The following is a 17,168-nucleotide window of genomic DNA, read 5'->3' as shown; positions in this document are numbered from 1 at the left end:
TTACGCACCTAACATATCTTGAATGTCTGACTTTAATACGTCAGCTTTCGGACCATATACCGCTTGTACACCTTTATCTTTTACAATAAGCCCTAAAGCACCATTTTGTTTCCACTGTGCTTCTGGTGCAACAACATCTAAATCTTTTACTGTTACACGTAAGCGTGTCATACAAGCATCTACGTCAGCAATATTTTCTTTTCCACCTAATAAATCGATAACTTTTGTTGCTAATGAACCGTCTTGTACATTTCCTGTTCCTTCTGATGCCTCATCTTCATTATCAATATAGTTACCTGCACGCCCTGGTGTTGGTAAATTGAATTTTTTAATTAAGAAATTGAATAGTGTAAAGTTAAGACCGAAGAACACTAATGAAACAATAACAAAGTTGATTAAGTCTCTTGTTAAACCTGCGTTAACCATCATTGGTGTACGAGTAATTAACTCAATAAATCCAAATGCATGAACACGTAAGTTAATTAAATCAGCTAGCGCGAATGCAAGTCCTGTTGTAATAGCATATACAACATATAATACTGGAGCAATAAACATGAACATGAATTCAATTGGTTCTGTTACACCTGTTAAGAATACTGCTAATGCTGCTGATAAAAACATTGGTTTATATTTTGCACGCTTTTCTTTATCCACGTTACGGAACATCGCAAATGCAATCCCCATTAATGCTGCTGTTGAGCCGATAACTTGTCCAGCTTTGAAACGAGCTGGTACAACGTTATTTAATAAATCGTTATATGCCTTCGTATCTCCATTTGCTAGTAAATTATTTAAATCTGTAATCCATGCAAGCCATAATGGATCTTGTCCTGCTACAACTTGTCCAACTTTTGAACCAGTTAACATCGTATATGTTCCGCCTAGCTCTGTATAGTTCATCGGAATCGTTAACATATGGTGTAAACCAAATGGTAATAATAAACGCTCTAACGTTCCATATACAAACGGTGCAACAACTGGTGCGCTATCTTTTGAAGCTGCAATCCAGCGACCAAATTCATTTAACCCACTTTGGATGAATGGCCATAGAAGTGATAATACAATCGCAGTAACTGTAGACCAAAGAATTACAACGAATGGTACAAATCGTTTTCCATTAAAGAATGCTAATGCCTGTGGCAGTTTATTATAGTTATAATATTTGTTATATAAAGTAGCTCCTAAGAAACCTGTGATGATCCCTACGAACACTCCCATGTTTAATGCAGGTGCACCAAGTACAGAAGTAAAGTAATCTTTTACAATTAAATCTCCCGCTATTACTGAAGAAACTTTCGCTTTTGAATCCGCTAACATTTCAGCGTTTACGCCAAATATAGCTCCTGTAATTCGGTTTGTTAAGACGAATGCTAATAGCGCTGCAAATGCACCACCCGCGCGATCTTTCGCCCAAGATCCCCCAATTGCTACTGCGAATAAGATGTGTAGATTTGTAATGATTGCCCAACCGATGTCTTCCATTACGCGAGCGATTGTATGAACTGCGTTAACATCCCCAGCAGACATACCAATTAACTTACCGATGGAAATCATTAAACCAGCTGCTGGCATTACGGCTACAACAACTAATAAAGCTTTCCCGAACTTTTGCCAAAAATCAAAAGACGTAATTTTCATCTGTTCTTCCTCCCCTTTATTTATAACAACATAATGATTTAAATTATAATTTCTGTTCCCTTTATGAAAACGATTCCTTATATTACTTTATTTTTATCCCCCTTTACGCAACCGTTTTCATAAATCTATTTTAATAAAAGCGTTTTCACTTTGCAATAGAAATTTATTTTTTTTCATAAAAAAGATGCTCAAAGAGCATCCTTTTTTATTATGAAATGCGATAAACCCTTGTTTCATAAGGTTTTAAAGCAATTGTTGTTACTTCTTCATGTTCCGCAACTTCATAGTTATTTAAAAGCAAACGTTTGCGTTCTAGTGCAAATGAACCCTCATTATACACAGCTTCCTCTTTTGAGATATTACTAATTACAATGACTTTTTCATCCTGTAACGTACGTGTATATGCATAAATTTGTGGATCGTCTTCTAAAAGTAAATCGTACGTACCATAGTTCAGTACATCGTGCTCTTTTTTCAGGGCAATCATTTTCTTATAGAAATTGAAAATAGACTTTTCTTCATTTTTTTGCTTCTCAACATTAATTTCTTTGTAATTTGGATTCATGCTAAACCAAGGTGTACTTGTTGTGAAACCAGCATTAATCCCATCATTCCACTGCATAGGTGTACGTGAATTATCGCGGCAAGAAGCCCATATAATCTCCATCATATCTTGATGTGGTACGCCCTCTGCAATTTTCTCGCGATATAAATTTTTAATTGCTACATCATCGTAATCTTCAATATTTGGTAACTGAACATTTGTCATACCAATTTCTTGTCCTTGATAAATAAACGGTGTACCGTGCATAAAGAAATACATCGCTCCTAGAGCTGTTGCACTTTCACGCCAATATTGTTTGTCATCTCCCCATGTTGAAACGATACGTGGTTTATCGTGATTCTCAATATATAAAGCGTTCCATCCTTTATTTTCTAATCCTTTTTGCCATTTCGTTAATACTTTTTTCAATCCTACAACATCAAGGTCTTTCTTCTTCTCTGCATCCCATAAACTTAAATGTTCAAACTGGAATACCATATTGAACTTACCTTGCTCTTCTCCAACCCAAAGCTCAGCATCTTCAATCTTAACGCCATTTGCTTCACCAACAGTCATAATATCGTACTTAGAGAATGTATTTTCTTTTAGCTCTTCTAATAAAGGTTGAATACCTTTCACATTCATATGTTTATCAAAAGATGGCACATATTTTAACTCTTTTGGATTTGGCATATCCTTAAGGCCTTCTTCTTTTTTAATATGACTGATCGCATCAACGCGGAAACCATCAATACCTTTATCAAGCCACCAATTAACTGTATCGTATAATACTTCGCGAACTTCTTTATTCTCCCAGTTCAAATCTGGTTGTTTACGTGAGAATAGATGTAAATAATATTGTTCTGTTTCTTCATCATATTCCCATGCCGAACCATTAAAAATACTTTCCCAGTTGTTTGGCTCCGCACCATCTTTACCATCATGCCAAATATACCAATCACGCTTCGGATTATCTTTAGATGAACGTGATTCAATAAACCATGGATGTTCATCACTCGTATGATTAATAACTAAATCAATAATAAGCTTCATATCACGCTTATGAACTTCATCTAGTAAAGCATCAAAGTCTGCCATTGTACCAAACTCATCCATAATATCTTGATAATCACTAATATCATAACCATTATCATCATTAGGCGATTTATACATTGGACAAATCCAAATTACATCTATACCTAAATCTTTTAAATAATCCAGTTTTGCAATAATACCTTGTAAATCTCCAATACCATCACCATTTGAATCCATAAAGCTTCGTGGATAAATTTGATAAGCAACCGCTTCTTTCCACCATGTCTTATTCATAGTCATTCTCTCCTTTTGCATCCCATCGGAATTTTATGCAAACGTTTTCGTAACACTATCATAACAAAATATGAACAGTTTGCAACTGTTTTCATTGAACTCTATGTAGATTCTTTATTCTTATGCTTTATTTATTTCTCACAAAGGTAAATCTCATTCTTCCCCTCTTCTTGAAACTGGTAGCCCCTCTCTCTTTATAGAAGAAGTTCCTTATATAAAGGCTGTTGAATTTTTTAATGGCGGTAACATCCCTGAAAATTTCAAGCGCTCTGGTTCCTGTGTCTATAAACCTATTCCCCTTAAAGGCATTCAAATCATGCAATACTTTCTTTCTCATGCACCAAATAAAGATGCTAGTATTTGGCATCAATCGCCCATAGGTGCTGTTGAAAATATTTCGCCGAATGAAACGGCTTATTTTCATCGTAAAGCAATTATTGCTCAAGAATACATTACCTCTTGGAAATGCGATGATGAAGAAAATCGAAATATACGCTGGGTTAAAGGTTTACGAGAAAACTTAGATCCTTATACATTAGGTGACTATGTGAACTGGCCCGATATCGACATTAAAAATTGGCAAACTAGTTATTATGGCTCTAACTTTCACAGATTACGTAAAGTAAAAATCATTTATGATCCTTGTGATGTTTTTCATTTCCAACAAAGTATTCCTCCTTTTCATACTTGAAAAAAGGGATAACATAAAAAAATCACCCAATATACCGTTACCTCGCAGTATGTTGGATGATTCAAGTTGATTTTCTATATCGTTTCAAATTCTTGCTCCTACTCATAAACTTTTACTTATAGATTAATTGTATTTCGTATCATTTTCATGCAATGAATGTAATTTAATATTTGGTACTTTATCTTTTTCAATACCTCTATTATAAGAAACAGGAACTTGAAATTCGAATTGCTTTGTCTCATGTTTTTGTAAATAGACTGGTTTCGGTACTGGATAGCTTTTTGAATTCTCGTTTGCATTATCATATAAAACAACTTTTAATGCTTGTGAATGATTACGATAATTTTTTAAAGTAACAATGCACTTCGGTTGGATATTCTCTCCATTTTTCTCCATTCTACAATGGCTATCATCTTTTTTATATTCTATTGCTTCTACGCCTGTTTTTCCTGCATAGTACCATGTTTTATTCAATGTCTGGAGGATGTTATTTAAAATAAACGGCATCATTAAAATTAAAATACTAATGCCTACTACTTTTATCTTATTCGTTTTTCTAAATGTACTAGACTCCTTTTTTCCTAGCCATTTTAAAAATAATATAAATGCAATTACATGTAGTATGAAAGAAACAATCAATATATTTGAGACTTTATAATCCATATAGACATACGTATGTATCGGAACCTTATAGACATTGAATAGTTTTTCCCCAATTAATTCATTATCATTTGGAATTTTTAATAATAACAAAACCCCTATACTGTAACAAATAGCTACTAATCGATCATACTCAATACGAATCATTCTTTCTCCCCTTCACTTTGTATTTTATTATCGATTTTAGCTATTATTACCATACTATACAATCTTTTTATAGAGGATAACTTAAAAAAGTTCCTTATAAATATATAAAGAACCTTATTAATATACACTATGAATTAAAAAATCAATATACAATTTTCACATTGAAATTTCTTCAAAATATGTTGGATCATGTATTGTAATTTTTTTATCTAAAATTGTAACAATGCTATCATTTTTTAATTGTTTTAATACGCTGCTAACTGTCTCTCGAGATGTTCCAGATATTTTGGATATTTCAATTGTTGTAAGTGGACATGAAATTACAATCTTTTCCCCACTCTGTTCTCCTAAATCCTGCATTAAATAATTTAACGTTTGGATAACACGATCTTGTGCATTAGGAATTGTAATATTTTGCACTCGATTTTCGTTCAATTTTAATATAGATGATAATTGCTGAACAACGTACATCAATTGCGTTCTGCTGGATTTTACCATATCTTCAAAGATTACCGTTGGAATATAATATACCTCCACATCCGTCATTGCTTCTGCTGTATAGTTATATCCTCTGTCTGTAAACATACCACCATAAGGAAAAATAGAATATCGCTTTACATAGTCATCGTATAATAAGTTCCCATTTTGATTAACCCGCTCTAACTTTACAAAACCATCTAACATGAAGTAGATTCTTTCCCTTGAATCTCCTTCTAAAAATAAAAATTGACCTTTTTTATAAGTTCGCCAATAAACAAACTCTGTTAAGCCTTTCAATTTTTTTTCTGTTAAATGAGCAAATAATTCGAACTGCTTTAAGTCCTTAACTACGTTCCGTCTATTCATAAAATTCCCTCTCTCTTGCTGTATGTTGGAGCGAAAAATCAAGAAAGCGTATTCAATTTGAATTTTATCATAATTAACTTACATATTCAGATTTCATCATGAAAACTTTATGAACAATAAGTACAAAAAATATTAATAAATAAAAAGAATGAAGTTACTAACTTCATTCTTTTTTACTAATAAGTAGCGTACATAATAATTTAAACATATATGCATACATTCTGTTTTGAAATAATAGTACCGGCTTTTTCTTCTAGTGCTTCATATACTTTTTCTAAAGACGTAATAATTGTTTTTCTTTTTGGATTTGTATTAACAAAATTAATAGCAGCTTCAATTTTTGGAAGCATGCTTCCCGCAGCAAATTGTTGTTCTTCAATATATTCTTCTAATTGATTCACTGTGACATGCTCTAATTTTTTTTGATTCGGTTGATTATAATTTACATACACATGATCAACTGCAGTTAAAATAACGAGCGTATCGGCATCTACTAATTCTGCTAATTTCTGCGCAGCGAAATCTTTATCGATAACCGCTTCAGTTCCTTTTAACCCTTCTTCGGAATCAATTACTGGAATTCCACCTCCGCCAACAGCTATCACTATATTTCCATCTTCGACCAAAGAATTAATCACTTTATGTTCATGAATACTTACAGGCTTCGGTGATGGAACAACACGTCTCCACCCTCTACCAGCATCTTCTTTAAACACTGCTTTTGTTTCATCCATTAATCTTCTGGCCTCTTCTTCTGTATAAAAAGGACCAATTGGTTTAGTTGGATTTTTAAATGCCTCATCTTTTTTATCCACAACAACACGTGTTATAACCGTTGCTACGTCTTTTTTTATATTCCGTTTTTTCAATGCCTTTTCAATCGCATTTTCCATCCAATATCCAATCATCCCTTGACTCATTGCCCCACAAGTATCTAATGGCATTGCAGGTGTCTTTTCCGTTTCTGCAGCTTTTTGCTGTAATAAAATATTCCCCACTTGTGGGCCATTTCCATGCGCAATTACTATATCCACATCATTTTCCATTATTTTCACAAGTTGTTCTGCCGTTTTTTCCAACGCTTCTTGCTGCGCTCCCGCAGTAGCTTCTCCAGACTGTATCGCATTTCCCCCTAGTGCAACTACAATTTTTCTTCGTGCCATATTCCAGCCCTCCAGTTGATTTCGCTTTCACAGCGCTTTATAAAGTAATACTGCCTGTAATTAATCCATAAATCGCAAAGAATGCTAAAGCACCAATTGCTACGGATGATGCTAATTCCACTCGAGTAAATATTTGCTTCGAACTCTTTTGCTTTTGAACATTGTAGAAAATAAAAATACCTGGCGCATATAAAGTCATTGTTAATAATAAATACTCTAAACCAGCTGCATAAACTAACCACACGCCATAAATACTGGCTATCAAACCAATTACTATATTTTTATTTCGATCTACTTCTTCAGAATTTAAGCTATGCTTCAGTTGATAAAATGCTGAAAAAGCATATGGAATTAAAATAGCTGAAGATGCTAAAGAGAATGCAAAGTTATACGCCTGATCAGAAACAACAAATGTTAACAAGAACATTTGTATTAAACCATTTGTTATCCACAATGAATTTACTGGAGCCTTATTTTTATTTTCTTTTGCGAACCATTTTGGAAATACTCCATCTTTAGCCGCTAAATATGGAATTTCAGAAGCGAGCAAAGTCCAACCTAACCAAGCACCTAATACAGAGATGACCAAACCTAAATTAATAAAGATAGCACCCCATTTTCCAACAACACTTTCAAATAAATAAGCCATAGCCGGATTTTTCAAACCCGCAATATCTGCTTGCTGCATAAGTCCAAGAGACAATAATGTGATTAAAATATAAATGATGAGTGTACCAATTAAGCCAATAACGGTTGCTTTCCCTACATCACTTCTATTTTTTGCTCGACTGGATAAAACAACAGCCCCTTCTACCCCAATAAATACCCATAAAGTTACAAGCATTGTACTTTTAACTTGGCTGCCAACTGCTCCCCATGAAAAAGAACCAGTTTGCCCCCAAAATCCATCTAAGAACGTATCAATATGAAACGCAAAGATTCCTATGACAATAAATACAAATACAGGTACTAATTTTGCGATTGTAGTTACTAAATTCACAAGTGCTGCTGATTGAACTCCACGTAAAATTAACATGTGAACACACCATAATAATACGCTTGCACCAATAATGGACGCTACATTTTGCCCGCCTTCAAAGATTGGGAAGAAATATCCTAATGAAGAAAACAATAATGTACCGTAAGCTACATTCCCAAGCCAAGCAGATAGCCAGTATCCCCACGCACTATTAAATCCCATAAAATTACCAAATCCTGCTTTTGCATAGCTAAAAATACCACCATCTAAATCTGGCCGTTTTACAGTTAGATTTTGAAAAGATAATCCAAGTGCAATCATCCCAATTCCTGTTATAACCCAGCCAATAATAATGGCTCCAGCACCAGCACCTTTTGCCATATCACTCGCTAAATTAAAGGCTCCACCGCCAATCATAGACCCAACTACAAGAGCCGTTAGTGTAAACAACCCTAATTTCTTATCTTCACCCATTCCACTCACCTCTCTTAAATTGCAATAACAATACAAAAGCAATAGTGAATGATCGTGTCTAAAGGAGGAGAAAGAAGAAAGGAAGACTCCCTTTCTTCTTTACTCCATGTTTCCTAAAGTAGCTGCCATAACCGCTTTAATTGTATGCATTCTATTTTCAGCTTGATCAAATACTTTTGAATGTTTACTGCGGAATACTTCGTCAGTTACCTCCATTTCTTTCAACCCATATTTCTCATAAACTTCTTCGCCATACATCGTTTCAACATCATGAAATGCAGGTAAACAATGTAAGAAAATCACGTTTTCATTCCCTGTTGCTTTAATCATTTTCATATTTACTTGATAAGGTTTCAATAACTCGACACGTTCAGCAAATTTTTCTTCTTCCCCCATAGACACCCATACATCTGTATAAATTACATCTGCATTCGCAACAGCTTCTTCCACATTACTTGTTATCATTACCTGTTCATTATATTTTTTTGCTAAATCAATTACTTCTTGTGCAGGCCATAAAGATTCCGGTGTACAAATACATACATCCATTCCAACGATTGCTCCACCAACTAGTAAGCTATTAGCAACATTATTTCGTCCATCGCCAACGTAAACGAGCTTCACATTTTTCAATTTCCCTATATGTTCTCTAATTGTTAATAAATCTGCTAGTGTTTGTGTTGGATGCCACATATCTGTTAATCCATTCCAAACCGGCACACCAGAATTTTGTGCTAAAGATTCTACAGTTTCATGATTAAATCCACGAAACTCAATTCCGTCAAACATACGCCCTAACACTTTTGCTGTATCCTCTACAGATTCTTTTTTCCCAAGTTGAATATCACCTTTCCCTAAATATTCAGGATTTGCCCCTAAATCTGTACATGCTACTGTAAATGCACAACGCGTACGAGTAGAAGTTTTTTCAAATAAGAGCGCTACATTTTTACCTTCTAAATAATGATGCGGAATACCATTTTTCTTTTTCTCTTTTAATTCTGCTGCCAAATCTAGAAAATATAACAATTCTTCTTGTGTAAAATCTTTTTCTGCTAGAAAGCTTCTTCCTTTTAAATTTGGTCTAGTCATTAACATAATTCATCCCTACTTTCTCCGTTATTTATACTAAATATCTTTACGAACAATTGGCATACTCATGCAACGTGGACCCCCACGACCACGAGATAATTCCGAACTTAGAACCTCAATCACTTCTATACCGTGTTCCCGTAATAACGTATTAGATACATAGTTGCGATCATATGTAACAACTACACCTGGCGCGATTGCTAATGTGTTCGAGCCATCATTCCATTGTTCACGAGCAGAAGCAATTACATCTCCTCCTCCACATGGAATTAGAACTAATTCACTTAAGCCTAATACCTCTTTTAATGCTTCCATTAAAGAAGTACGATGTGTAATTTTAAGAGTTTCCTCATCTGATCCTTTTTCTAAAATATAAATATTCATATTCCCTTTTGGCCCTTGAATGGCTGGATGAATTGTAAACTTGTCATAATCAACCATTGTAAATACTGTATCTAAATGCATAAATGCTCGGCATTTTGGAATTTCTATTGCTAACACTTTCTTAATTTTATTTTGTCGGCTAAAGAGATTTTTAGCTAAACGTTCAATTGCTTTAGCTGAAGTACGAGCAGATACTCCAATCGCAATTGTTTCTTCATTTAAAATTAGCTCGTCGCCACCTTCAATTGGAAATTTATAATCACGATCTAACCAGATTGGTACATTATGTTTTGCAAATCTTGGATGATATTTAATGATGTACTCCATGAATAATGATTCACGTCTACGCGCTGGTTCTCTCATCTTATTTATCGTTAAGCCATCGCCCACGCTAGCTGCTGGATCACGAGTAAAATATAAATTAGGCATTGGATCTAAGTAAAACGGATAGTGATCTTCCATTAATTCATATAAATGTGTCTTCTTACTTGTTTCAATTTCGTTTTTCCGTACACCGCCCATAATTTTTTGAATTAATTCTTCATTTGAAAAGGAAAGTAAATATTCTTTTAAAGTTTGATGTGCAACATTTACGTCGGCCTGTCCTTCTTTTAAAATACGATCAACAAATTCTTCTCGAAGTTTTTTATCTACTAACGCCTCAGCGGCTAGTTTTTCTAAATAAAGAACTTCAACACCCCGATTGCGTAACGTTTGTGCAAAATAATCATGCTCTTTTTGAATAATTGGTAAGTATGGAATATCGTCAAATAATAATTGCTGCAAATAATCTGGCGTCAAGTTTTCCACTTCTTTACCCGGTCGTTTTAATAAAACCGTTTGTAATTCTCCAATTTCTGAAGTAACATGTATCGGATGTTTCATTTGTTGTACCTCCTTTTAAATATGTTTGATGTCTTACAAGTACATAATAAATGCTCTGCACTTTCATCTTTGTGAAAGTATCCACATTATCATTGTGAAATATTAAACAAGTTATTTTTTTAAAATCATACGAATATGTATTTTTATAACAAACTATCTCGCTTTCTCAATAAAAAATACATATATTACGCATATATGTTGAATATTTAACTTCCGTATTTAAACAAAAATCCTGTTTTTAATTTTATTAAAAACAGGATTTTTGCATCTAAATAATTAAATTTAATCTTTCTTCTATAATCTCCCTATCTGATTTCGACTGTGAAATTATAAGGCATGTATCATTTCCGCATATACATCCTATTTTTTCTTTCCAATCTAACTCATCAAATAAAACACCAATAACATGTGCATTACCAGGTAATGTTTTAATAACCATTAATTGATCTACACAATCAATTTTTACAACAACTTCTCGTAATTTTTTCTTTAACTTTATATCAGTTTGTACATGCTCTTCTGAGAAAACTTTATATATCATTAATCCTTCTTGAGAAGGTACCTTCGTTAAGTTTAACTCACGAATATCGCGAGAAACCGTAGCTTGTGTTACTAATACATCTTTTTTTGCTAACAATTCTACTAATCTTTCTTGCTTATCTATTTCATACTCCTTTACAAATTGTTTAATTAACCGTTGTCTTTTTTCTTTTTTCATAAAAGACACCCCTTTTAATATTATAGCTCGCTATAATTTTCATCCGAAAGGGACAGAAAAGAATGTTGCGGAAACGTTCATAGTTTAACTGTAAATATTAAATCAAGCTAAATAAAAAAGAGAAGAACAGCATTCTGTTCTTCCTTTTACATTGAAAATCGTTCAATTGTTTGTTTCAAATCAGTTGCTTGCTTCTCTAAATCCTTTAATAATTGATCGATTACTATCATATTTTTAGACTGTTGTAGCGTCACACGCGCCACTTCTTGCGAACCAGCTGACGTTTCTTCAGCAATTGCTGCTACAGCTTTTGTTTGTGCTCCTGTTTGATGAATGTGGCTCACTTGTTCATTCATATAACTACTAATTTGCTGAGTTGCATCGGCTACTTCCATAACACTTGATGACATTTCTTTTAAAATTAATTCCGTAGCTTCCCCACGTTTCGCCTCTTCTTTAGCTATTTTCACTTGTTCTGTCATTTTCATTGCAACTTGTTGTACTTCATCTTGCATATTCCGTAATAACTGCGATATGTTTCTTGCAGAATGATCACTTTCATCAGCAAGTTTACGTACTTCTTCCGCAACAACCGCAAAGCCTCTTCCATGCTCTCCTGCGCGAGCTGCCTCAATAGAAGCATTTAGTGCTAATAAATTCGTTTGGCTAGCAATCGCACTCACAACAGACACAATATGTTCTACTTGTTTCATTCGTTCTTCTAACTTCTGTACATTTTGCATTGAATCTTCATTTTCTTTTGCCAATGTTTGAATACCTTGAATTAAAGACGTAAAGACACGAGTACTATGCCCTAAAGCTTCAACCATTTCTGAAGACAATGTATCAGACTGCTTCGCTTTTTCTTCTACTTCACTTGCAATAGAAGTCGTTGTATCAACAGCAGAAACAATTGCTTGAATTGATGCCGCTGATTGCTCAGCGCCTGAAGAAATTTCTGCAAGTGTCTCTGATACACCTTGCGCTTGTCTCGTTGCTTCGCCTGTTTGTTTTCTAATCTGCTGTACTTGATTATTTGTATACGAAAATGTTGTATCAATATTTTTTACCATGCCCCTTAAGTTTCCTAACATCATATTAAATGCAACACTTAAAGATTTAATTTCATCATCTGTCTTCGGTAATGGAACATCTTCACGAATATCACCCTCAGCTGCTTTTCTTGCCGCTTCCTCTAACTTGCGAAGCGGTTTAATTAAAAATACGGCTGCTCCATATGCTAAAATTCCAGACCATACTACCCCTAATAACATAACGATAATATTATATACAGTTTGACTTACATAACTTTGAAAATAATCGTATATCACGTAAATAAAAAAGATACTTGTTGAATATGTAATAAAAGCTAAAACTGTAGTGAATAGCATAAGTTGTGTACGTAATCCAAAAGAAAATGTTTTCCTTTCTTTTTCCATCTTCCCTTTCCCCCTTTTTATAAGCAATATAAATACTACCTATATATTATTATCCATATTTTCATCATAGAAGGATATAGAGATTTCAAAAAATATTATTTCTTTGAATATCAAATTGCACGAAAAAAATAAAGGATTCTGACAATTTATGACTAATAACAGAAATAAGGGGCAACATTTGTAAAATATATTTTTAACTGGGGGTTTTGTATGATTCAAGTTCGAAATCTAGTAAAATCATTCGGTTCACTTGATGTGTTAAAAGGAATTGATTTAGAAGTAAAAGAAAAAGAAGTTGTTGTTTTAATTGGTGCCAGTGGTTCTGGTAAAAGTACATTACTTCGCTGTCTTAACTTTTTAGAAATGTACGATGAAGGCGAAATTCACTTACAAGGTGAGCGAATTGAGCCAAAGCATTCAAATTTAAATAAAGTCCGTGAAAATGTCGGTATGGTTTTTCAGCACTTTAACCTCTTTCCTCATATGACCTCACTAGAAAACATCATAGAAGCACCTATTCACGTAAAAAAATTAGAGAAAGCAAATGCAAAGGATATTGGAACTCAACTTCTCCAAAAAGTCGGCCTTCAAGATAAAGCAGATGTAACTCCTCATCTTCTTTCAGGTGGTCAAAAACAGCGCATTGCCATTGCACGAGCTCTTGCAATGAGCCCTAAGATTATGCTATTTGATGAGCCTACCTCAGCTTTAGACCCTGAACTTGTTGGAGAAGTATTGCAAGTTATGAAAGAACTTGCTGAAGAAGGGATGACAATGGTTATTGTTACTCATGAAATGAATTTCGCAAGAGATGTAGCTGATCGCGTCATCTTTATGGATGATGGAAAGATTGTAGAAGATGCTCCGCCAGCACAATTCTTTTCAGCTCCATCACATGAACGGGCAAAACAATTTTTACGCAACGTTTTATAATGTAACTTTTGTTTCGAACGAAAAAGAATACATTCATACGGTGCACAACTAATCATCCAAATAAAATATTTCAATAACATACTAAAAAACCATCCGTATGATCAATATATAGGAGGGATTTTATGAAAAGAAAACTATTAACCATTGTTGCTAGCATTACACTATGTACATCTTTCATACTAGGAGCTTGTAGCAAAGAAAGCTCTACTACTTCAACAAATGGTGAAAAAGAATTTCGCTATGCGATGAGTGGATTATACAAACCTTTTAACTATAAAGAAAATGACGGCAAACTTGTCGGTTTTGATGTAGAAATCGGTGAAGCTCTTGCTAAAAAGATGAACATGAAGGCTACGCCAGTTACAAACCCATGGGAAACGCTGATTCAAGGTCTTCAAGCGAAGAAATATGATGTAATACTGGGTAGTATGGCAATTACAGAGGAGCGCTTAAAAGCTGTTAGTTTCTCAAATCCGTACTATCGCTCCGGCGCCCAAATTTTTGTAGCTAAAAAGAATAACGCTATCTCTTCTCCAGAAGATTTAAAAGGTAAGAAAATTGGTGTTGTAAAAGCTAGTACCTTTAAAAATCTTGTTGCAAAATATACAGATCAAATCACAGAATATGACAGCGATATTACTGCTCTTATGGATTTAGAGCCTGGGCGTGTTGACGCAGTAATTACGGATCAAATGGTTGGTCTACGTATGATAAAAGAAGGAAAATCAAATATAAAAGAAGCCGGAAAACCATTAAATCTTGATGAAATGGGAATTGCTATTCGCAAAGATGATAAAGAAATGGTTGAGAAAGTAAATAAAGCGTTAGATGAAATCATTAAAGATGGTACGTATGAAAAGATCAGTAAAAAATGGTTCGGGCGTAATATTCTCGGTGAAGAGGAAAAAACGAAGTAAGTTAGCCATTCAAAAGATTCATAAACAGTGCCCCACTGATTAATTGTTCATTTCATGTGGGGCATTTCATTCTCTACTAAAATCTATACAATATGAGGTGAAACGCATGTTTGAAATTTTTATCTCTACCTATCCCACACTCTTAAAGGCTACTATTGTCACATTACAATTAACATTAACCTCCCTAGTACTCGGTTCATTAATTGGATTATTATTTGCTTTCTTTCGAATCTCGAATAACAAAGTTTTAAATAGCATTGCTCATATCTATATTGCTATTATTCGTGGTACACCTTTAATCGTTCAAATCGCAATTCTCTATTTTGGCATTACATCTGTCATTGTTTTCTCCCCTTTTTGGGCAGGAGCAATCGCTTTAGCAATTCATAACGGTGCATATATTACGGAAATTTTCCGGGGATCCATTCAATCCGTCGACCGGGGACAATTGGAAGCCGCTCGCTCCTTAGGTATGCCTTATCCTTTAGCTATGCGCCGGATTATATTACCACAAGCATTTCGTCTGTCTCTTCCTCCTCTAGGAAACCAATTTATTATCGGATTAAAAGACTCTTCACTTGTCGCTTACGTAGGACTGTCCGAATTATGGGGATCAGGTTTATCAATTGCAGCAGGTAACTTCCAACAATTAGATACTTACATAATCGTTGGTGTATACTATCTCGTACTTGTTCTTCTATTTACTTATTTTGTTAATCTTTTAGAAAAACGACTACAACGAAAAGAAACTAACTCCGTCCAATTCCATAAAAAGAACAAAAAAGAAGTTTCTTTATAAGAAAAAGCAAGCCTGAGATGGCTTGCTTTTTCATTGCAAAAATATATTAATTTTTACTGATTTACTTTTTTAATACTCTTTTCTTCCTCTATATGTTCCTCACGATATGAAATATTATGAGGATCTAGTCCATTTCCTAAAGAACCATAGAAATGCTCTCTATGCGGATCCACTAATTCACTTCCTTGATAATACACACGTGGTGTATTCCATAGCGCTGCCAAAGCTTTTGTCATCGGCATCTCATGATAGCGTTCCGGCCACATTTCTTTAATCTTCTCTTTTACTAACGGATAGTATTTAGAACTCATAGCAGGAAACAGATGATGTTCTGTATGATATGAGAAATTGAAATGTAAAACGTCTACCCAGCGCGGCACTGTTACTGACAAACAGTTTGCTAACGGATCATTTACTGGAACAATTGGATTTAAGCGGTGATTTGTTGCGATATATGCCATTACAATAAAGTTAGCAATTAACAACGGAATGACATATGCAAATAACCATTTTCCAGGTCCCATAATAAACAATAAACTAATCCAAACTGTCCAAGGCAAAAGAAGTTGAAGCCATACAGATTTTTGATTGGATGACTTGAACTCTTTTATAAAATGAAAGAACATTCGAGTCGAATGCAATGTAAATTGAATTGTTAGTGACAGAAAACTAAAGAATGAACGTACATGTAAAGGCATACGATATACCCAACTCAAAAACTTACTCTTCTTAAGTTTCTCAAGTGTCGGCCATGCATCCGGATCATTCTCTTCATGCTGTGTATGAACATGATGCGTTGCATTATGCCACTTTCTCCAAAGCTTTGGCCCTGTTGATAATGGCATAAATGCAATCGCGCCTAAGAAGTCACGAAGCCATGCCTTTCTTACAACAGTTCCATGTAAAATTTCATGTCCTAAAAATCCAAGTGAAGCAAAACATAATCCAAGAACAATCGCAATTCCTAGATTCGCCCACACATTCAATTCAAATACACCAATCGATATTAACCCCGCCAATGCCACAAGCAAATAAGCCAGTCCACCAAATAAACGAGTAGGCACTGGTTTAAATGCTTTTTTCGGCAAATGTGGTGATACACGTGCTGCATACCACCCAAACGTATGAAGCTCCTTCATCCTTTTGCTCCTTTCTTATGCCGCGCCTTGCGCAACTTACATATATCAATTCTTGCTTCCAGATTGATTTTACTAGATGATCCAAAAAGCATCTATTATAAGGAAAATATACTCACTCTATCGTCACTTATTTTTCGCTTTTATTATCAATGAAAAACATTTCTCTTTTTACTCTCTATCAACCTTTCCACATGATGAATCATAACAATAGAATTTCTATATTGTCAACACCTTTTATGACCTAGTAATAAAAGGTGGTTATATTTTTATAATCATACTTTATTTCACTAAAGAAAATGTATATATTCCATAAGGATTTACCCACTCTATATAGACATTTTCTTAAACGCCATAGACTCTATCTCATTCAATAACTCCCTATGTAATCAAC

General features: G+C 34.3%; 13 protein-coding genes and 3 pseudogenes. 4 read left to right on the top strand and 12 right to left on the bottom strand.

Going from position 1 to position 17,168, the window contains the following annotated elements; translation table 11 throughout:
* Positions 1 to 1,638: a PTS transporter subunit IIBC gene (locus EBQ15_RS22690; protein WP_000705560.1), complete on the bottom strand. Its 1,638-nt coding sequence runs from the start codon at positions 1,636 to 1,638 to the stop codon at positions 1 to 3.
* A 208-nt stretch (positions 1,639 to 1,846) separates the two neighbouring features.
* A complete protein-coding gene (locus tag EBQ15_RS22685; protein WP_001044705.1) occupies positions 1,847 to 3,511 on the bottom strand; it encodes a glycoside hydrolase family 13 protein in 1,665 nt (554 codons plus the stop codon).
* A 154-nt stretch (positions 3,512 to 3,665) separates the two neighbouring features.
* On the opposite strand from EBQ15_RS22685, the pseudogene EBQ15_RS22680 reads away from it, so the two are divergent.
* A pseudogene (locus EBQ15_RS22680) lies at positions 3,666 to 4,202 on the top strand (BBE domain-containing protein); the annotation flags it as partial.
* Positions 4,203 to 4,325: 123 nt separating this feature from the next.
* On the opposite strand, the gene EBQ15_RS22675 reads toward EBQ15_RS22680, so the two are convergent.
* From EBQ15_RS22675 to EBQ15_RS32105, 9 genes and pseudogenes are all read right to left on the bottom strand, one after another.
* Positions 4,326 to 5,009 carry a hypothetical protein gene (locus EBQ15_RS22675; protein ID WP_000619193.1) on the bottom strand — a complete coding sequence of 228 codons (684 nt, stop codon included), beginning with the start codon at positions 5,007 to 5,009 and terminating at the stop codon, positions 4,326 to 4,328.
* A gap of 156 nt (positions 5,010 to 5,165) precedes the next feature.
* Positions 5,166 to 5,855 (bottom strand): Crp/Fnr family transcriptional regulator, encoded by a 690-nt coding sequence (locus tag EBQ15_RS22670; protein WP_001081905.1) that lies wholly within the window; start codon positions 5,853 to 5,855, stop codon positions 5,166 to 5,168.
* Positions 5,856 to 6,055: 200 nt separating this feature from the next.
* Positions 6,056 to 7,018 (bottom strand): carbamate kinase, encoded by a 963-nt coding sequence (gene arcC, locus EBQ15_RS22665; protein ID WP_000113947.1) that lies wholly within the window; start codon positions 7,016 to 7,018, stop codon positions 6,056 to 6,058.
* A gap of 37 nt (positions 7,019 to 7,055) precedes the next feature.
* On the bottom strand, positions 7,056 to 8,471 hold the full coding sequence (gene arcD, locus EBQ15_RS22660) for an arginine-ornithine antiporter (RefSeq protein ID WP_000503402.1): 1,416 nt from the start codon (positions 8,469 to 8,471) through the stop codon (positions 7,056 to 7,058).
* A 99-nt stretch (positions 8,472 to 8,570) separates the two neighbouring features.
* On the bottom strand, positions 8,571 to 9,569 hold the full coding sequence (gene argF, locus EBQ15_RS22655; RefSeq protein WP_000930288.1) for an ornithine carbamoyltransferase: 999 nt from the start codon (positions 9,567 to 9,569) through the stop codon (positions 8,571 to 8,573).
* Between the two features lie 30 nt (positions 9,570 to 9,599).
* Positions 9,600 to 10,832 (bottom strand): arginine deiminase, encoded by a 1,233-nt coding sequence (gene arcA, locus EBQ15_RS22650; protein ID WP_000682331.1) that lies wholly within the window; start codon positions 10,830 to 10,832, stop codon positions 9,600 to 9,602.
* Between the two features lie 268 nt (positions 10,833 to 11,100).
* Positions 11,101 to 11,550 (bottom strand): arginine repressor, encoded by a 450-nt coding sequence (gene argR / locus EBQ15_RS22645; RefSeq protein ID WP_000711827.1) that lies wholly within the window; start codon positions 11,548 to 11,550, stop codon positions 11,101 to 11,103.
* Positions 11,551 to 11,696: 146 nt separating this feature from the next.
* Positions 11,697 to 12,269, bottom strand: a pseudogene (locus EBQ15_RS32110) (methyl-accepting chemotaxis protein); the annotation flags it as partial.
* A 369-nt stretch (positions 12,270 to 12,638) separates the two neighbouring features.
* Positions 12,639 to 12,824, bottom strand: a pseudogene (locus EBQ15_RS32105) (HAMP domain-containing protein); the annotation flags it as partial.
* A 375-nt stretch (positions 12,825 to 13,199) separates the two neighbouring features.
* Between EBQ15_RS32105 and EBQ15_RS22635 the strand changes: the two are divergent.
* The 3 genes from EBQ15_RS22635 (at position 13,200) to EBQ15_RS22625 (ending at position 15,638) form a co-directional block, all read left to right on the top strand.
* Positions 13,200 to 13,922: an amino acid ABC transporter ATP-binding protein gene (locus EBQ15_RS22635; RefSeq protein ID WP_000616934.1), complete on the top strand. Its 723-nt coding sequence runs from the start codon at positions 13,200 to 13,202 to the stop codon at positions 13,920 to 13,922.
* A gap of 122 nt (positions 13,923 to 14,044) precedes the next feature.
* A complete protein-coding gene (locus tag EBQ15_RS22630) occupies positions 14,045 to 14,839 on the top strand; it encodes an ABC transporter substrate-binding protein (RefSeq protein WP_000823768.1) in 795 nt (264 codons plus the stop codon).
* Between the two features lie 43 nt (positions 14,840 to 14,882).
* Entirely contained in the window at positions 14,883 to 15,638 is a 756-nt protein-coding gene (locus tag EBQ15_RS22625; RefSeq protein WP_115735448.1) for an amino acid ABC transporter permease, read from the top strand.
* A 53-nt stretch (positions 15,639 to 15,691) separates the two neighbouring features.
* On the opposite strand, the gene desB is transcribed toward EBQ15_RS22625, so the two are convergent.
* Entirely contained in the window at positions 15,692 to 16,777 is a 1,086-nt protein-coding gene (desB, locus tag EBQ15_RS22620) for a Delta(10) desaturase DesB (protein WP_000661226.1), read from the bottom strand.
* Between the last annotated feature and the right edge of the window lie 391 nt (positions 16,778 to 17,168).

Source organism: Bacillus sp. 2D03 (genome assembly GCF_003946765.1).
Taxonomy (GTDB): Bacteria; Bacillota; Bacilli; order Bacillales; family Bacillaceae_G; genus Bacillus_A; species Bacillus_A cereus.
This window is presented reverse-complemented; position numbering and strand designations above follow the sequence as displayed.

Excerpts from the sequence above, each read along its gene's own strand:
- EBQ15_RS22690 (WP_000705560.1), bottom strand. The coding sequence starts at position 1,638 with ATGAAAATTACGTCTTTTGATTTTTGGCAAAAGTTCGGGAAAGCTTTA.
- EBQ15_RS22685 (WP_001044705.1), bottom strand. The coding sequence starts at position 3,511 with ATGAATAAGACATGGTGGAAAGAAGCGGTTGCTTATCAAATTTATCCA.
- EBQ15_RS22675 (WP_000619193.1), bottom strand. The coding sequence starts at position 5,009 with ATGATTCGTATTGAGTATGATCGATTAGTAGCTATTTGTTACAGTATA.
- EBQ15_RS22670 (WP_001081905.1), bottom strand. The coding sequence starts at position 5,855 with ATGAATAGACGGAACGTAGTTAAGGACTTAAAGCAGTTCGAATTATTT.
- arcC (WP_000113947.1), bottom strand. The coding sequence starts at position 7,018 with ATGGCACGAAGAAAAATTGTAGTTGCACTAGGGGGAAATGCGATACAG.
- arcD (WP_000503402.1), bottom strand. The coding sequence starts at position 8,471 with ATGGGTGAAGATAAGAAATTAGGGTTGTTTACACTAACGGCTCTTGTA.
- argF (WP_000930288.1), bottom strand. The coding sequence starts at position 9,569 with ATGTTAATGACTAGACCAAATTTAAAAGGAAGAAGCTTTCTAGCAGAA.
- arcA (WP_000682331.1), bottom strand. The coding sequence starts at position 10,832 with ATGAAACATCCGATACATGTTACTTCAGAAATTGGAGAATTACAAACG.
- argR (WP_000711827.1), bottom strand. The coding sequence starts at position 11,550 with ATGAAAAAAGAAAAAAGACAACGGTTAATTAAACAATTTGTAAAGGAG.
- EBQ15_RS22635 (WP_000616934.1), top strand. The coding sequence starts at position 13,200 with ATGATTCAAGTTCGAAATCTAGTAAAATCATTCGGTTCACTTGATGTG.
- EBQ15_RS22630 (WP_000823768.1), top strand. The coding sequence starts at position 14,045 with ATGAAAAGAAAACTATTAACCATTGTTGCTAGCATTACACTATGTACA.
- desB (WP_000661226.1), bottom strand. The coding sequence starts at position 16,777 with ATGAAGGAGCTTCATACGTTTGGGTGGTATGCAGCACGTGTATCACCA.